The organism is Limimaricola cinnabarinus, from assembly GCF_047631075.1.
Classification (GTDB): domain Bacteria; phylum Pseudomonadota; class Alphaproteobacteria; order Rhodobacterales; family Rhodobacteraceae; genus Limimaricola; species Limimaricola cinnabarinus.
Map to the genome: position 1 here is coordinate 1 of NZ_JBLHYX010000019.1, position 17585 is coordinate 17585.

11 protein-coding genes and 1 riboswitch are annotated in these 17585 nt (G+C 67.2%); of the genes, 5 read left to right on the forward strand and 6 right to left on the reverse strand.

Annotated elements, in window-relative coordinates; all coding sequences use genetic code 11:
- Positions 1–263: 263 nt before the first annotated feature.
- From ACJASC_RS14345 to osmF, 5 genes are all read right to left on the reverse strand, one after another.
- Entirely contained in the window at positions 264–839 is a 576-nt protein-coding gene (locus tag ACJASC_RS14345) for a L,D-transpeptidase (RefSeq protein WP_415146606.1), read from the reverse strand.
- A gap of 159 nt (positions 840–998) precedes the next feature.
- Entirely contained in the window at positions 999–1727 is a 729-nt protein-coding gene (locus ACJASC_RS14350; protein WP_415146607.1) for an ABC transporter permease, read from the reverse strand.
- The gene (locus ACJASC_RS14355; protein ID WP_415146608.1) at positions 1724–2671 is read right to left on the reverse strand and encodes an ABC transporter ATP-binding protein; all 948 of its coding nucleotides are present in this window, start codon (positions 2669–2671) and stop codon (positions 1724–1726) included. The genes ACJASC_RS14350 and ACJASC_RS14355 overlap by 4 nt, the downstream gene beginning before the upstream one ends.
- Positions 2668–3816, reverse strand: a complete 1149-nt coding sequence (locus tag ACJASC_RS14360) for an ABC transporter permease (RefSeq protein WP_415146609.1) — start codon at positions 3814–3816, stop codon at positions 2668–2670. The genes ACJASC_RS14355 and ACJASC_RS14360 overlap by 4 nt, the downstream gene beginning before the upstream one ends.
- Positions 3817–3835: 19 nt before the next feature.
- Positions 3836–4747, reverse strand: a complete 912-nt coding sequence (gene osmF / locus ACJASC_RS14365) for a glycine betaine ABC transporter substrate-binding protein OsmF (RefSeq protein ID WP_415146610.1) — start codon at positions 4745–4747, stop codon at positions 3836–3838.
- A 259-nt stretch (positions 4748–5006) separates the two neighbouring features.
- Between osmF and ACJASC_RS14370 the strand changes: the two genes are divergently transcribed.
- From ACJASC_RS14370 to thiC, 5 genes are all read left to right on the forward strand, one after another.
- Positions 5007–6977: an alpha-1,4-glucan--maltose-1-phosphate maltosyltransferase gene (locus ACJASC_RS14370; protein ID WP_415146643.1), complete on the forward strand. Its 1971-nt coding sequence runs from the start codon at positions 5007–5009 to the stop codon at positions 6975–6977.
- Positions 6977–10258, forward strand: a complete 3282-nt coding sequence (treS, locus tag ACJASC_RS14375) for a maltose alpha-D-glucosyltransferase (protein ID WP_415146611.1) — start codon at positions 6977–6979, stop codon at positions 10256–10258. Before ACJASC_RS14370 ends, treS begins: the two co-directional genes overlap by 1 nt.
- A complete protein-coding gene (glgB, locus tag ACJASC_RS14380) occupies positions 10255–12477 on the forward strand; it encodes a 1,4-alpha-glucan branching protein GlgB (protein WP_021694153.1) in 2223 nt (740 codons plus the stop codon). The genes treS and glgB overlap by 4 nt, the downstream gene beginning before the upstream one ends.
- Positions 12478–12561: 84 nt before the next feature.
- Positions 12562–14373, forward strand: a complete 1812-nt coding sequence (gene malQ, locus ACJASC_RS14385; RefSeq protein WP_415146612.1) for a 4-alpha-glucanotransferase — start codon at positions 12562–12564, stop codon at positions 14371–14373.
- 41 nt (positions 14374–14414) lie between these two features.
- Positions 14415–14543: riboswitch (TPP riboswitch) on the forward strand.
- An 81-nt stretch (positions 14544–14624) separates the two neighbouring features.
- Entirely contained in the window at positions 14625–16436 is a 1812-nt protein-coding gene (gene thiC / locus ACJASC_RS14390; RefSeq protein ID WP_415146613.1) for a phosphomethylpyrimidine synthase ThiC, read from the forward strand.
- 111 nt (positions 16437–16547) lie between these two features.
- On the opposite strand, the gene ACJASC_RS14395 is transcribed toward thiC, so the two are convergent.
- Complete coding sequence (locus ACJASC_RS14395; RefSeq protein ID WP_415146614.1) at positions 16548–17519, reverse strand: DMT family transporter; 972 nt, start codon at positions 17517–17519, stop codon at positions 16548–16550.
- Positions 17520–17585: the final 66 nt, after the last annotated feature.

The following is a 17585-nucleotide window of genomic DNA, read 5'->3' on the forward strand; positions in this document are numbered from 1 at the left end:
CAGATATCATCAATGTCAAAGAGCAGTGAAGAAAACAAAAACGACAGCGCCCTAACTCGCGGCGCCCCGCCTCGTCCCCTTCGGAATTTCCCACCAACACCGCATCTCTGCGCCGCCGGTGAGGGGCCTTCTACGGCGTGGGATATGGGTGCGCAAGAGTTTTTTTCACTTCAGGGCAAATTTCTTGCCCCGCCCCTCCCCCCCAGATGCGCAAACGCCCCGGTCGGGGTGACCGGGGCGTTTGGCAGTCATACCTGATGGGATCAGGCGAGCTTGGGATAGAGGAACACCTTCGTCTCCATCGGAACCTCGGGATAGAACTCGATGATGTGATCGTTCACCAGCCGGGCGCAGCCATTCGACACGGCGGTGCCGATGGTGGAGGGGGCGTTGGTGCCATGAATCCGCAAGAACGTGTCGCGCGTACCGTCGAAGAGGTAGAGCGCGCGGGCGCCTAGCGGGTTGTCGGGGCCGCCTTCCATGCCGTCCTCGTACTGTTTATACTTCTCGGGCTCGCGGGCGATCATGTCGGGCGTCGGCGTCCAGCTCGGCCATTCCTTCTTGGCGCCGATGCGGAACACGCCCGTCTCGTAGAGGCCCTCGCGGCCGACACCGACCGAATAGCGCATCGCCTCGCCGCCCGGCAGGGTCCAGTAAAGTGCGAAGCGGTTGGGGTCGACATGGATCTCGCCAGGATTCATCGTGGCCGGGATCGGCACGCGCCGCGGCTGAAACCTTTCGGGGAGCTGCGCCGCATCACCGGATTCGTGGGCCATGGCCCCGCTGCCGAAGATGCCAAGGGCCGCGCCCGATGCGAGAAAATATCGTCTGTCAATCATGTTCAGTGCCTCCGGCAAGCAAATCGGCAGGACCGGGTCGAAGTTCCTGCGACCGTGCAAAATTGCGGGGCGCATGGCATAGCGGTCGCACCGCCCCCTTCCCTGTCCGATCTGGCACGGACCCGGTTCCGAGACAACCTTTCGCTCATCAACCCGGCGTCAGCCCGCCCGCGACATCCGCCGCTCAAGCCGCCGGAGCGCCAGATCGGCGCAGATCGCCATGAGCGCCACGAGCAACGCGCCCTGCAGCACGAAGGCGGTGTTGCCCGATTGCAGGCCGGCGATGATCACCTCGCCCAGACCCACCGCGCCGACGGTGCTGCCGATCGTGGCGGTGCCGATGTTCACCACCGTCGACAGCCGCAGCCCGGTCAGGATCACCGGCGCGGCGAGCGGCAGCTCGACCCGCCAGAGCCGCGCCGGACCGGCGAGACCCATGCCGCGCGCCGCCTCGCGCACCGGGGCGGGGACGCCGCGCAGCCCCGCGACCGTGTTCTCGAACACCGGCAGGAGCCCGTAGGCGCAAAGTGCGAGGAAGGTCGGCTCGAAGCCGAAGCCCAAAAGAGGCACCGCGACGGCGAGCACCGCGATGGGCGGAAAAGTCTGGCCGAGGTTCGAGGCCATCCGCGCCAACGTCATGAACTCGGCCCCGCGGGGCCGCGTCACCAAAACCCCAAGCGTCATGCCCACCACGGAGGCCACGACCCCCGCAGCCCCGACCAGGGCCAGATGCCCCGCCACGAGCACGCGGATCGGTTGCCGGTCGTAGAGCAGCGCTTGTCCCGGCTCGGCCACGAGGCGCAGCAGCGGCGTCATCAGCCCCGGCCAGAGCACCAGCGCCGCAAAGAGCGCCAGCGCCACCAGCAAGGCGAGTGCGCCGCGGCTCAAGCCTCGCCCCTCGCGCCGATGCGCCAGATATCGGCGGCGTGGATTTCGGCGGTCACGCGACCATTCTCGACCACGGCGAGGCTGTCGCCCGCCTCCCAGATCAGCCGCGAGGCCGCCTCGCGCAGCGTGTCGCCGGGGGCGACCCACTGTGCCGGGGCCGGGGCGTCGGCGGCCGGGCGCGACAGATCCGAGACGCGGTGCAGCGACAGTATCCGCAAGGCCCGGTCGTCGAGGCCGACGAACTGTCGCACGAAGCCTTCGCGCGGGCCGCGCAGCAGACGCTCGGGCGTGTCGATCTGCAGGATCTGGCCCGCATCCATCACCGCAATCCGGTCGGCAAGGCGGAACGCCTCGTCCATGTCATGCGTGACGAGGATCGCGGTGATGCCGCGCCTTTGACGGATCGCCGTGAACTCGTCCTGAAGGCGGCCGCGCGTCACCGGGTCGAGCGCGCCGAAAGGCTCGTCCATGAGCAGCATCGCGGGCTCGGCGGCCATGGCGCGGGCGACGCCGACGCGCTGTTGCTGTCCGCCCGAAAGCTCGGACGGATACTTGTCGGCGTATTCCGAGGCTTCGAGGCCGAACAGATCCAAAAGCTCTTCGACCCGCGCCCGCACCCGCGCCCGGTCCCAGCGCAAGAGCCGAGGTACGGTGCCGATGTTCTGTGCCACGGTCCAGTGCGGGAACAGCCCGACCCCCTGGATCACGTAGCCGATGCCCCGCCGCAGCGCGTCCGGCGACACCTCGCGCGCGTCGTGCCCGTCGATCTCGATGCGCCCCTCATCCGGCTCGATCAGCCGGTTGAGCATGCGCAGCGTCGTCGACTTGCCACAGCCGGAGGTACCGACGAGCGCCAGCACCTCGCCGCGCTCGACCTCGAAATCGAGGCTGTTCACGGCGGTCGCGCCATCAAAGCGTTTGGTCAGTCCGGTGACCCGTATCATCGCGCCCCTCCCCGTCTGGTCGTCTCGATGATGGCGTCGAACATCAGGCTCGCGAGGATCGCGAGCGCCACGATCGGCAGCGTGCCCAAGAGGACCAGATCCATCGCCGCCTGCCCCATGCCGCGGAACACCAGCGTGCCGAAGCCGCCGCCGCCGATCAGCGCCGCCACTGCCGCGAGGCCGATGTTCTGCACCACCACGATTCGGATGCCGGTCAGGATCACCGGTGCGGCGAGCGGCAGCTCGACCCGCGCCAAGAGGCGTGCGCGCGACATGCCCATGCCGCGCCCGGCATCGCGCATCGTCTCGGGCACGCCGGCGAGGCCCGCATAGGTGTTGGCGACGATCGGCAGGAGCGCGTAGAGCGCCAACGCCACGATGGCGGGTGCCGCGCCGATGCCACCCACACCCCAGTCGCGCAAGGCAGGCACCGCGCGCGACAGCGCCCCCAGAGGGACCATGAGCAGGCCGAACATGGCGATGCTCGGCGTGGTCTGGAGCAGGTTGAGCACGGGCAGGATCACCGTGCGGGCGCGGCGGCTCGAAAAACACAGCCAGCCCAGCGGCAGGCCGATCAGGAGCGCCGGGATCAGGCTCCCCAGCACCAGCCTCATGTGCCCGCCCAGTGCGGCGTCGAACACGTCGCGATTGGCGGCGTATTCGCGCAGGATCGAAAGGTTATCGAAGAGCCCCGCGCGCAGTGCCAGCCCAAAGCCCAGCGCCGGCAGCGCCAGCGCCACGATCCGCACCAACGCCCCCATCGACAGCCGTGCCACCGCGTCGGCGGCGGCGAGCGCCGCGAAGGCCGCCGCGATCCAGAACCCGCCGCCGAGCGAGATCCGCGCGAATTCCGGGGCCTCGGCCGAGAGCGTCGCGGCCCCCTGCCCCGCGAGCCACAAGAGCAGCGCCAGCGCCGCGAGCGCCGCGACGAAACGCCCGAGCTGCGCGCCGATGAGGACGGTCCCGAGGATCAGCGTCGCGAGCGTCGCCGCGCCCAAGAGCGATCCGCCCTCGGGGGCCCAAAGCATGACGCCTTCGCCACTGACGATGCGGTTGGCGCGAAAATCCAAGAATGGCAGCAGCGCCAGGCCAGCGAGCGCCGGCAGCGCATAGACCGCCGCCGACCGCCGGGACGCGTTCTTCACCTCGGCTCGCCCCGCCCGATCAGTCGAGCAGCCCCGCCTGCGTCAGGTGATCGCGCGCCACGTCTGCGGCATTCTCGCCACCGAGCTGGATGCGGGCGTTGAGCGATTGCAGCGTTTCGAGATCGAGCCCCTCGAAGACCGGCTTCAACAGCTCCTCAATCTCGGGGTTCTCCTCGAGCGCCTCGCGGCGGATGATCGGCGCGGGCTCGTAGACCGGCTGCACCGACTTGTCATCCTCCATAACCTTGAGGCCCACCTCGGCGATCGCGCCATCGGTGCCATAGACCATCGCGGCGTTGGCCCCGTCGATCTGTTCGGCTGCGGCGCGGATCGTCGCGGCCGTGTCGCCGCCTGACAGGATCACCAGTTGCTCGTTGGGAAGCTCGAAGCCGTAGGCCTCCTGGAAGGCGGGCAGCGCGGCGTCGGAATTCACGAATTCGGAGCTCGCCGCCAGGGTCACGGTGCCGCCTTCGGAGATGTAGCGCCCCATGTCGGACATGGTCTCAAGCTCGTTTTCCTCGGCCAGATCCGCGCGCAGGGCGATGGCCCATGTGTTGTTTGCGGGCGCGGGCGTCAGCCAGACGATGTCGTTGGCCTCGGCGTCGAGGCGCGACACCTCGTCGAAACCCTTCTGCGCGTCGCGCCAGACATCCGAATCCGTGTGATCGAAGAAGAAGGCACCATTGCCGGTATATTCGGGATAGAGGTCGATCTCCCCGCCGGTGATCGCCTGACGCACGATCGGCGTCGCCCCGAGCCCGATGCGATCCTCGACCTCCAGCCCCGCATCCTCGAGCACCAGCTTGATCATGTTGCCCAAGAGCGCCCCTTCGGTGTCGATCTTGGAGCCGACGACGACCTCGGCCGAGGCGAAGCCGCCGACGCCCAACGCGGTGGCGAAGGTGGCGGCGAAAAACGGGGTGGAACGCATGGCGGAACCCTTTGTGCAAATGAAACCGGCCACTTCCGCGCCTTGCGGCAGCGACGTCCCGCTAGGGTAGGTGCAGTGCGCCGCGCATCAAGGGAAAACGTCGCCTTCAGCTATCGATCCTGACAACACGTCCGGAACAAGCGGCGCGCGGCGCGGTTGGATCTTCGAACACAACCAAGAAGAGGGACCTTGGTTCATGCAAGACGAAAGGCTGCGCCCGGCCGAGACGGGCCCCGCTGTCGGCGACAGCGCGCGCGAGATGCAGGTTCTAGCCGCATCCCGCATCTGCATCGAAGGGATCGATCCGGAAATCGACGGCGGGCGTTTTGCCGCGAAATGCGTGGCCGGGCGTCCCTTCACGGTCAGGGCCGACATCTTCGGCGAGGGCCACGACACGATCCGTGCCGCGCTCATCTGGTGGCGCCAAGGATCGAGCCAGATTCACGAAGTGCCGATGGAGTTTCTGGTCAATGACCGCTGGGAGGGGCGTTTCACCCCGCCCGAGAACGCGCTTTACCGCTACACGCTGTTCGGCTGGAAGGACGACTTCCTCGGCTGGCGCAAGGACACGGCCAAGAAGGTCGCGGCCGGGCTCAATGTCGATGTCGAAACCGAGATGGGCCATCGCCTCATCGCCAATTCGCGCGATCATGCCCCCGAGGGCGAAGGGCGCGCGGCGCTCGAAAGCCTCGTGCATGCCACGAACCACGGCAGCACCGAAGACCGTCTCGGCATCCTGATGAACGAGGACACGCTTGCGGTGATGACCCGCGAGGGCCGCCGCTATGGCCTCACCCGCTACGAGCGCGACCTTGCCGTCTTTGCCGACCGCGAGGCGGCGGCGTTCTCGGCGTGGTACGAGATGTTCCCGCGCTCGGCGGCACCGGGGCTGCGCCATGGCACGTTCCGCGACGTGATCGACCGCCTGCCCTATGTGCAGGATCTGGGCTTCGACGTGCTCTACTTTACCCCGATCCACCCGATCGGGCGCACCAATCGCAAAGGGCGCAACAACACGCTGACCCCCGGCCCCGACGACGTGGGCTCCCCTTATGCCATCGGCTCGGAGCAAGGCGGGCACACCGCGATCCACCCCGAGCTCGGCACCATCGAGGATTTCGATGCGCTGGTGCGCGAGGCGCGCAGCCATGGGCTCGAGATCGCGCTCGACATCGCGCTCAACGCCTCGCCCGATCACCCGTGGATCAAGGAGCACCCCAACTGGTTCGAATGGCGGCCCGACGGCTCCATCGCCTATGCCGAAAACCCGCCCAAGAAGTACGAGGACATCGTCAACTTCCGCTACTACCTCGAAGATGGCAGCCCCAACGCCCCCTTCTGGGAGGCGATACGCGACATGTTCCTCTACTGGGCCGATCATGGCGTGGAGATGTTTCGGGTCGACAACCCGCACACCAAGCCTTTCCCGTTCTGGGAATGGGTGCTCGACGAGGTGCGCGCCAAGCATCCCGGCGCGGTGTTCCTGTCCGAGGCTTTCACCCGGCCCAAGATGATGAAGCGCCTCGCCAAGCTGGGCTACAACCAGAGCTACAGCTATTTCACCTGGCGCAACACCAAGACCGAGCTGACCGAGTACCTGACCGAGCTGACCACCGAGGAATGCCGCCACTACATGCGGCCGAACTTCTTCGTCAACACGCCCGACATCAACCCGTTCTTCCTTCAGGATTCGGGTCGCGCCAGCCACCGCATCCGCCTCGCGCTCGCGGCGACGCTCGCTGGCAATTACGGCGTCTACAACGGCTTCGAGATCTGCGACGGGCGGCCGATCCCCGGCAAGGAGGAGTATCTCGACAGCGAGAAATACGAGATCCGCGACTGGGACTTCGACCGCGAGGGCCACATCAAGGACGACATCCGCCTGATGAACCGGATCCGGCGCAAGCACGCGGCGATGCGCGACTTCACCAATCTGGAGTTCTTCGACGCGCATGACGACGCGGTGCTGTGCTATGGCCGCTTCGACAAGGCCGCCGACAGCTACCTGCTGTTTCACGTGCTGCTCGACCCGCAGGCCGGGCGCGAGTTCGGCTTCGACCTGCCCTTGTGGCGCTTCGGCCTGCCCGACGAGGCGTCAATCGAGGTGCAGGACGCCGTGCAAGGCAATCATTTCACTTGGCATGGCAAGGAACATCGGCTGACGCTCGATCCCGAAACCCGGCCCTATGCGATCTGGCGACTTATCCCGCCGGGAGGAGCGAGAGACTGATGGAAGACCACGCAACCACCCCCGCCGCTCAGACGGACGCGATCGATACCAGCCAGCGCGACTGGTACAAGGACGCGGTCATCTACCAGCTTCACGTCAAGGCCTATCAGGACAGCAACGGCGACGGCATGGGCGATTTCGCCGGGCTGATGAGCCGGCTCGACCATGTGCAGGAGCTGGGCGCGACCGCAATCTGGCTGCTGCCCTTCTACCCATCGCCGCTGCGCGACGACGGCTACGACATTCAGGAATACACCGAGATCAACCCGCAATACGGCGACATGGATCAATTCCGCGCCTTCGTGGCCGAGGCCCACAAGCGTGGGCTGCGGGTGATCACCGAGCTGGTGATCAACCACACCTCGGACCAGCACGAATGGTTCCAGCGCGCCCGAAACGCCCCCGCGGGCAGCCCCGAGCGGGATTTCTATGTCTGGTCCGACGATGACGGCAAATGGCCCGAGACACGGATCATCTTCACCGACACCGAGCCGTCGAACTGGACCTGGGACCCGGTCGCCGGGCAATATTTCTGGCACCGTTTCTTCAGCCACCAGCCCGACCTCAACTTCGACAACCCCGAGGTTCTGAAGGAAGTGCTGCGCGTCATGCATTTCTGGCTCGACATGGGGGTCGACGGGCTTCGGCTCGACGCGATCCCCTATCTCGTGGAGCGCGACGGCACCAACAACGAGAACCTGCCCGAAACCCATGACGTGCTGAAGGCGATCCGCGCCGACCTCGATGCGCATTACCCCGACAAGATGCTTCTGGCCGAAGCCAACCAGTGGCCCGAGGACACGCGCCCCTATTTCGGCGATGGCGACGAATGCCACATGGGCTTCCACTTCCCGCTGATGCCGCGCATGTACATGGCGGTGGCGCAGGAGGACCGGCACCCGATCACCGACATCATCCGCCAGACGCCCGACATCCCCGAGGATTGCCAATGGGCGATCTTCCTGCGCAACCATGACGAGCTGACGCTCGAAATGGTGACCGACAAGGAACGGGATTACCTCTGGGACACCTATGCCAGCGATAAGCGCGCGCGCATCAACATGGGCATCCGCCGCCGCCTCGCGCCGCTCATGCAGAACGACCGGCGCAAGATCGAGCTTCTGAACTCGCTGCTGATGTCGATGCCCGGCACGCCGATCCTCTACTACGGCGACGAGATCGGCATGGGCGACAACATCTATCTCGGGGATCGCGACGGCGTGCGCACGCCGATGCAGTGGTCGCCCGACCGCAACGCGGGCTTCAGTCAGGCCGATCCGCAGCGGCTTTATCTGCCCACGATTCAGGATTCGATCTACGGGTTTCAGGCGCTCAACGTCGAGAGCCAATCCAAGGACCCCTCGTCGCTTCTGAACTGGATGCGCCGCATGGTGCAGGTCCGCTCGAACCACACGGTATTCGGGCGCGGCGAAATGAAGCTGCTCTATCCATCGAACCGCCGCGTGCTCGCCTATATCCGCGAGCATGAGGGCGAAAGCGTGCTCTGCGTGGCCAATCTGGGGCGCGCGGCGCAGGCGGTCGAGATCGACCTTTCGGCCTATCAGGGCCGCGTGCCGATCGAGCTGACCGGCCATTCGGCCTTCCCGCCGATCGGAGCGCTTCCCTATCTCATTACCCTGCCCTCCTATGGCTTCTACTGGTTCCTGCTCGCCGACGAGGATCAGGCCCCGGCCTGGCACCATGCGCCGCAGCAGATCCTGCCGGAATTCGTGACCCTCACCACCCGTGACGGGCGCGTCTCCTCGGCCATCTCGGGGCGCGACGGGCGGCTTCTGGGGTCGGACGTGCTGCCCAAGTTCCTTCCCCTCCAGCGCTGGTTCGCGGCCAAGGACGAACGCATTTCCCGTGTCGGCATCGAGCCTCTGGCCGAGATCGGCGGCAACGGCGCGCTCGGCCTGATCGAGGTCGAAGTCGGCGGCGAGACGCAGCACTACCTGCTGCCGCTGGCATCGGTCTGGGGCGAGGACAGCGTGTCCTTCGGTTCCTCGACGTTGGGCTACACCATGGCCAAGCTGCGCAAGGGCCCCAATGTCGGCGGCCTGATCGACGGCACCGTCGACGAGACACTGATGGGCGAGCTGCTCACGGCCCTGCGCGACGGCTTTGAGACCGACACCCCGCGCGGTCGTCTGGTCTTCACGCCCAGCGCCGCCATGGCCGAGATCGAGGATCCGGGCGAGCCGCGGCTCCTCAATGTGGAGCAGTCCAACGCCACGGTGGCCTTCTCGGACAAGGTGATCCTCAAGGTCTATCGCCGCCTGCGCGCGGGCATTCAGCCCGACATAGAAGTGGCGCGCTTCCTCACCGATGTTGCGGGCTTCGACGGCACCCCTGCCTTCCTGGGCGAAATTGCGCTGCGTCCCGACGGGTCCGAGGCCACGTCGCTCGGCGCGGCCTTCGCCTATGTCGCCAATCAGGGCGACGCTTGGGGCGCGCTAACCAACGCGCTTGATCGGCATCTGCAAGACGCGGCCACCGGCAGCGAGGACGAGGCTCCGCCCTACCTCCCCGCACTCGGCGTCGCCGAGGCGCTGGGCCGGCGCACCGCCGGAATGCACCGGGCGCTGGCGCATCCGAGCGATGACCCGGCCTTCGCCGCCGAGCCGCTGACGCCCGCCGATCTCACGGCGATCTGCGACGAGGTGCGGGTCGAGACCGTGGCCACGCTCGACCGGCTTCAGGGTATGACCGGCCTGCCCGAACGCGCCGCCGAGCATGCCCGCCAGATCCTCGATCGGCGCGATCGCCTGATCTCTCGGATCGACGCGGTGTCACGGATGACACCGTCCGGGCAGCGCACGCGCATCCATGGCGACTATCACCTCGGGCAGGTTCTGATGGCGCAGAACGACGTCATGATCATCGACTTCGAAGGCGAGCCGCGCCGCACGCTCGACGAACGCCGCGCCAAATCCTCGGCGCTGCGCGACGTGGCGGGCATGCTGCGCTCGCTCGATTACGCCGCGCAATCGGCGCTGCGCTGGGCCGAAAGCTCGGGTACCGATGGCGAGGAAGCCGAGACGCTGATCCGCGATTGGCACGAGGGCGCCGTGCGCGATTTCATGGCCGCCTATGACGAGGTGATCGCCGGCAGCCCGGCGCACCCCACCGACCCGGACTTCACCGCGGCACTTCTGGATCTCTTCCTGATCCAGAAAGCCGTCTACGAAGTGGGTTACGAGCTTGCCAGCCGCCCCGCATGGGTGGACATTCCGCTGAGCGGCCTGCTCGCCCTGATCGACGAAAAGGATACCCAATGACGACCAACGCGAGCGACACCAAGCCCGCATCGGCCCCCGACGCCGCGCGCGTGGAGGCGATCATCCGCGGCCGCATGGGCGACCCGTTCGAACTGCTCGGGCCGCACCGGACCGAGGCCGGGGCGATGGGCCTCACCGTCTTTGCCCCCGACGCCGCCGAGGTGGTGGCGATCACGCCCGAGGGCACACAGATCGCGCCGCTGACCCGCGTGAACCCCGAAGGCGTGTTCTGGGGCGAGCTGCCCGATGGCTTTGAATTCGGCACGCCCTACCGGCTGCGCATGAAGGCGGGCAGCCACGAGTGGGAGCGCGACGACCCCTACCGGTTCACGCCGGTGCTGGGCGAGATGGACGAATACCTCGTCGCCGAAGGCCGCCACGAGGAACTGTGGAAGCGTCTCGGCGCGCATCCGATCGAACATGAGGGCGTCCAGGGCGTCATCTTCGCGGTCTGGGCCCCCAATGCCCGCCGCGTCAGCGTCGTCGGCCATTTCAACGCATGGGATGGCCGCCGCCACCCGCTGCGCCGCCGTTTCGGCGCAGGGCTGTGGGAATTGTTCGTGCCGAACCTCTCCGTCGGGGATCTCTACAAATTCGAGATCGTCGGCGCACATGGCGACCTGCAGCCGCTCAAGGCCGATCCGATGTCGTTCCGTCAGGAGCAGCCCCCCGCCACCGGCTCGATCGTGCACGGCATGCACAAGCATGACTGGCAGGATGACGCGTGGATGGAGAGCCGTTCCAAGGGTTCGTTGCATGACAAGCCGGTCTCGATCTACGAGGTGCATCTGGGCTCTTGGCGGCGCGGCTCCGATGGCGAAGTGCTCGATTACGACGTCATTGGCGGGCTGTTGGTCGATTACCTGCAGGACATGAACTTCACCCATGTGGAGTTCATGCCGGTCTCCGAGCATCCCTTTACCGGGTCGTGGGGCTATCAGCCCGTGGGCCTCTTCGCGCCCACCTCGCGCTATGGCACGCCAGAGCAGTTTGCCGCCATGGTCGACCGGCTGCATCAGGCCGGGATCGGCGTCATCGTCGACTGGGTGCCCGCGCATTTCCCGACCGACGCGCATGGCCTCGCCAATTTCGACGGCACCGCGCTCTACGAGCACGCCGATCCGCGGCAGGGCTTCCATCAGGACTGGAACACGCTGATCTACAATTTCGGGCGCAACGAGGTGGCGAACTTCCTGCGCTGCTCGGGCACCTTCTGGCTCGACAAGTACCATATCGACGCGCTGCGCGTGGATGCGGTCGCGTCGATGCTTTACCTAGATTACTCGCGCAAGGAAGGAGAGTGGATCCCCAACCAGTATGGCGGCCGCGAAAATCTCGACGCGATCGAGTTTCTCAAGGGCACCAACACGCAGGTGCTGGCGCGCACGCCGGGGGCCGCGTCCATCGCCGAGGAAAGCACCGCCTTTCCGGGTGTCAGCCGTCCCGTCGATCAGGGCGGTCTGGGCTTCGACTTCAAGTGGAACATGGGCTGGATGCACGACTCGCTGTCCTACATCCAGGAGGACCCGATCAATCGGAAGTATCATCACAACCAGATGACCTTCTCGATCCACTACGCCTGGTCCGAGAACTTCGTGCTGCCGATCAGCCATGACGAGGTGGTGCACGGCAAGGGATCGCTCCTGAACAAGATGCCGGGCGACCGCTGGCAGAAATTCGCGAATCTGCGCGCCTATCTGGGCTTCATGTGGACCCATCCGGGCAAGAAGCTTCTGTTCATGGGCTGCGAGTTCGGTCAGGAACGCGAGTGGAACCACGACATCTCGCTCGACTGGCACCTGCTCGAAGACGACAAGCACAAGGGCACGCAGAGCCTCGTGCGCGATCTCAACGGGCTTTATCGCGACGAGAAGGCGCTGCACGCGCTCGATTGCGATCCGGCGGGCTTCGAATGGGTCGACGGGGCCGATGACCAGCGATCGATCTTCGCCTTTTTGCGCCGCGCCGACAGCGGCACGCGCCCGGTTCTCGTGATCTCCAACATGACGCCCGTGGCGCGCGAGGATTACCGCATCGGCGTGCCCGAGGGCGGCGATTGGGTCGAGCTTCTGAACACCGATGACGAGGCCTATGGCGGCTCCGGCGTGGTCAACAAGGGCAAGATCGAGAGCCGTCAGGAGGAATGCCACGGGCGGTCGGTGTCGCTGTCGCTGCGCCTGCCGCCGCTGGCGACGATGATCCTCGTTCCCAACCGCTGAACCCCCTTCGGGGCGGGCCGTCCGGCCCGCCTCCCCCCGACCACGGGCCGGGCGCTGTCCCGGCCCAATTTTTTCGGAGTCCGCATGACCGACCTCGCCGATCTCTGCCGCCACCACGGGATCACCACCGAATACGAGGACCCGCATGGCGAGGGCATGCGCCCCGTGCCCGAGGCGACGCTGCGCCTGATCCTGCGCAAGATCGGCGTCGATCCCGACGGCCCGGTGAGCGGTCCCGCCGCGCCGCAGGAAATGGTCGTGCCTAAGGACGGGGTGTGCCACCTGCCCGGCTGGATCGAGGACGCGCCGGGATGGGGCCTGTTCTGCCAGCTCTACGAGCTGCGCTCGGAGCGCAACCACGGCATCGGCGATTTTCGCGACCTGGCCGAGATGGCGCGCATCGCGGGCCGGGCCGGGGCGGATTTCCTCGGGGTGAACCCGCTACACGCGCTGTTCCTCGCCGATCCGACGCGCCGCAGTCCCTTCTTTCCCTCGACCCGCAGCTTTCTCAGCCCGGTCTATATCGCGCTCGACGATCTCGTGGGGCACGAGCCGGGTGACATCGACGCCGAAGCCCTGCGCGCGGGCGATCTGGTGGATTACGACGCGGTGGTGCCCGCCAAGCTCGACGCCCTGCGCGCGGCCTTCGCGCGCAAGCCCTTCGACGGCGACGAGGCGGATTTCGACACCTTCGTAAGGGAGGGCGGCGAGCCGCTGCGCCGTCATGCGATGTTCGAGACGCTCTCGCTCGCCATGTCGGCCGAGGGCCACGGCTCGGGCTGGCATGGCTGGCCCGAGGCGCTGCGTGATGTCGACAGCGCGCAGGTCGCAGGTTTCGCCGATGACAACGCCGACGAGGTCCGCTTTCACCTGTGGCTGCAATGGCAGGCAACGCGCCAGCTTGACGCGGCCATGGCCTGTGCCGTGGACGCCGGAATGCGCATCGGCCTCTATCTCGACCTCGCGGTGGGCGAAGCGCCCGACGGCTCGGCAAGCTGGGGCAGCGGCGAGGTGCAGATGACCGGCCTCGCCGTCGGCGCGCCGCCCGATGTCTTTGCCGCCGACGGCCAGTATTGGGGCCTCTCGGCCTTCAACCCCGGCACGCTGCGCCAGCTCGATTTCGCCCCGTTCCGTGACATGATCGGCGCGCAGCTCGCGCATGCGGGGGCGTTGCGCATCGATCATGCGATGGCGCTGTGGCAACTGTTCCTCATCCCCGATGGGGAGCCTGCCAGTGCAGGCGCGCATCTGCGCTATCCCTTCACCGATCTGCTGCGCGTTCTGGCGAAGGAGAGCCAGGAGCGCGAGGCGGTGGTGATCGGCGAGGATCTGGGCTTCGTGCCGCCGGGCTTTCGCGAGGCGATGCAGGCGGCCAACATCCTGTCATATTCGATCCTCTACTTCGAGAAGGACGGCGACCGCTTCAAGCGCCCCGAGGAATACCGCCCCACGGCGCTGGCGTGCCTTTCGACCCACGACCTGCCGGTGCTCGAACGCTGGTGGGCGGGCGAGGATATCGAGCTGCGCCGCGAACTGGGGCTCGTTGGCGCGGAAGACAGCGATGCCCATGCAGCCGGACGGGCGGGCGAACGCCGCGCGTTGCTGGATGCGATGCGCAAGACGGGCGCGCTCAGGGGACGGTTGCCCCGGCAAAAGGAGATGCCGCAGGAGGTACTGGTCGCGGCGCACCGCTACCTCGCGCGCACCCGCGCGGCGCTGGTCGGGATACGGCTGGCGGACATGGTCGGGCCCAAGGCGCCCACCAACATGCCCGGCACGGTGGACGAGTATCCCAACTGGCGGCCCAGCGCGCCGCTCGATCTGTCGCAGATCGCGACCCATCCCGATTTCCGCGCCGTGACCGCGATGATGCGCCGGGAGCGGCCGCGCGGCTGATCCCCGCTTGACAGCCAAGGCCCCGCCCCTGCAGGGTGCGGGCACTTCACCAGGGGGGCCCCGGCAAGGGGCTGAGATATCGCTGGCGAGGCCGAAAGGCCCACGCGCGCGCAGACCCTTCGAACCTGATCCAGTTCATACTGGCGTAGGGACGGTGCGCGGCTGTTGGGCTTTCGGGGTCTCCCGTCTTTCTCGCCGCTTCTCCACCCCCGCTGTCGTTCTGGATCGTCACCGCCGCGAGAGGACGCCGCATGACGATCAACACCACTCCGCCCGAACTGCCCCGCGTGACCACCGGTCCGCTCCCCGCCTCCACCAAGGTCTGGAAGGCCGGAACCCTGCACCCCGGTATCCGTGTGCCAATGCGCGAGATCGCGCTCCATCCCAGCGCGGGCGAGCCGAACGTGCGCGTCTATGATGCCTCCGGCCCCTATACCGACGCCGAGGCCGCGATCGACACCGCCACGGGCCTGCCCCGCCCGCGCGAGGCATGGATTGATGCGCGTGGCGACACCGAGAGCTACGAGGGCCGCCGCATCCGACCCGAGGATAACGGGCGCGACGGGGCCAGCGGCAAGCTGCGCCCCTTCCCGCGCGCCCATGCGCCGCGCCGTGCGACGCGCGACCGCCCCGTCACCCAGCTCGCCTATGCCCGCGCGGGCATCGTCACACCCGAAATGGAATATGTCGCGATCCGCGAGAACATGGGCCGCGACGCCGCCCTCGCCAGACCGCGCGACGGCGAAAGCTTCGGCGCGGCGATCCCGGACCACGTGACGCCCGAATTCGTGCGCGATGAAATCGCGCGGGGGCGCGCCATCATTCCCGCCAACATCAACCACCCCGAGCTCGAGCCGATGATCATCGGCCGCAACTTCCTCGTGAAGATCAACGCCAACATCGGCAACTCGGCCGTCACCTCCTCGATGGAGGAGGAGGTCGAGAAGATGGTCTGGGCCACGCGCTGGGGCGCCGATACGGTCATGGACCTTTCCACGGGCCGCGACATCCACGATATCCGCGACTGGATCTTGCGCAATTCCCCGGTGCCGATCGGCACGGTGCCGCTCTATCAGGCGCTCGAAAAGGTCGGCGGCATTGCCGAGGACCTGACCTGGGAGGTGTTCCGCGACACGCTGATCGAGCAGGCCGAACAGGGTGTCGATTATTTCACCATCCATGCCGGGCTCAGGCTGCATCACGTGCCGCTTACCATCGACCGGGTCACCGGCATCGTCAGCCGCGGCGGATCGATCATGGCCAAATGGTGCCTGCACCATCACCGCGAAAGCTTTCTCTACGAGCATTTCGAGGAGATCTGCGCGATCTGCCGCCGCTACGACGTGTCGTTCTCCTTGGGCGACGGGCTGCGCCCCGGCTCGATCGCCGACGCCAACGACGCGGCGCAGTTCGCCGAGCTGGAAACGCTGGGCGAGCTGACCCAGATCGCTTGGAAGCGCGACTGCCAGGTGATGATCGAGGGTCCCGGCCACGTCGCCATGCACAAGATCAAGGAGAACATGGACAAGCAGCTCGAGTGCTGCGACGAGGCGCCCTTCTACACGCTGGGGCCGCTCACCACCGACATCGCGCCGGGATATGACCACATCACCAGCGGCATCGGTGCGGCGATGATCGGTTGGTTCGGCTGCGCGATGCTGTGCTATGTCACGCCCAAGGAGCATCTGGGGCTGCCCGACCGCGACGACGTGAAGACCGGCGTCATCACCTACAAGATCGCGGCCCATGCCGCCGATCTCGCCAAGGGGCATCCGGGCGCGCAGATCCGCGACGACGCGCTGTCACGCGCGCGCTTCGAGTTCCGCTGGGAGGATCAGTTCAACCTCGCGCTCGATCCCGACACGGCGCGCTCGATGCATGACGAGACACTTCCCAAGGACGCCCACAAGACGGCACATTTCTGCTCCATGTGCGGGCCCAAGTTCTGCTCCATGCGGATCAGCCACGACATCCGGTCCGAGGCCCAGAAGGAGGGCATGGCGAAGATGGCCGAGAAGTTCCGCGAGGGCGGCGCGCTCTATCTGCCCGAGACCGACGCCTAAGGGCGCGCGGGACCGGCATGGATCGGCGTCGCAGAGGCATTTGCCAATTGACCGGTTGACGAGTGCGGGGAACGGCGGGTGGGGGCATGACCTCTTGCCCGCCGTTCGATTCTAGCCCTGCGGCGCGAGAGCTTCGGCGCGGCCCCCGCCGCCCCGGGCGGCGGCCTGCTCGCGATGCACCACATAGCCGCCCGAGCCGAGGATGATCGCGGTGCCGAGCACCGTGGCCATGTCCGGCAGGTCACCGAACACCAGATAGCCGAGCAGCACCGCGCCGACGATTTCGAGATACTGGAACGGCGCCAAGAGCCCCGCCTCGGAGCGGCGGAACGCCTCGGCAATCAAAAGGAAGGTCGCAGCCGACACCAGCCCGGCCAGCGGCAGCACCCCCCAGACCCAGCCGGGGGCTGAGGGCGCAACGAGGCCCGACCCGCCAGCCAACGCCATCAGCCCGAACAGGCCCAGCGCGATCAGCGCCGCGTAGAGCGTGGCCCCGGTCTGGATCGTCAGCGCCGAGCGCGAGGCCGAGGCGCTGCGCAGGATCACCGCGTTGAGCGCGTAGCCGGTAGCCGCCATCAAAGGCAGCAGCGCCGTCGGGGTGAAGCCCTCGAAGCCCGGCCGGATCACCACCAGCGCCCCGACGAAGCCGACCGCGACGGCAGCATAGCGACGGGGTCCAACCTTTTCGCCCAAGAGAGGTGCCGCCAGCAGCACGAGGATCAGCGGCTCCACGAAGAAGATCGCGATGGCTGTGGCGATCGGCATCACCGCAAAGGCGCCGACGAGGCCGGTCATGGTGACCACCGAGCACAGCCCCGACAGCACCAGCACAGGCGAAAACATCGCGCCCCGCAACCGGTGCCGCAGGATGAGCGCCAGCGCCGCAAGGGTCGCGCTTTGGAAGCCGAAGCGCCACAGCACCACCTCAGCGGGCGGCATCGCCCCGGTGAGCAGCTTGGCCAGCGTGTCGCCCACCGGCAACAGCGCCATGGCGACGATCATCAACGCGATGCCGGTGCCTGCGGGGCCGTGATCGGTGCGGCGGGCGGGGGCGACCGGGCTCTTGGTGCGGGGTCTGATCATGGGCGTCTCCCAACATGCGCGCGCCGCCTCGCAGCGGGGCACGACCGTCCGGGCGTCCGGGACGAA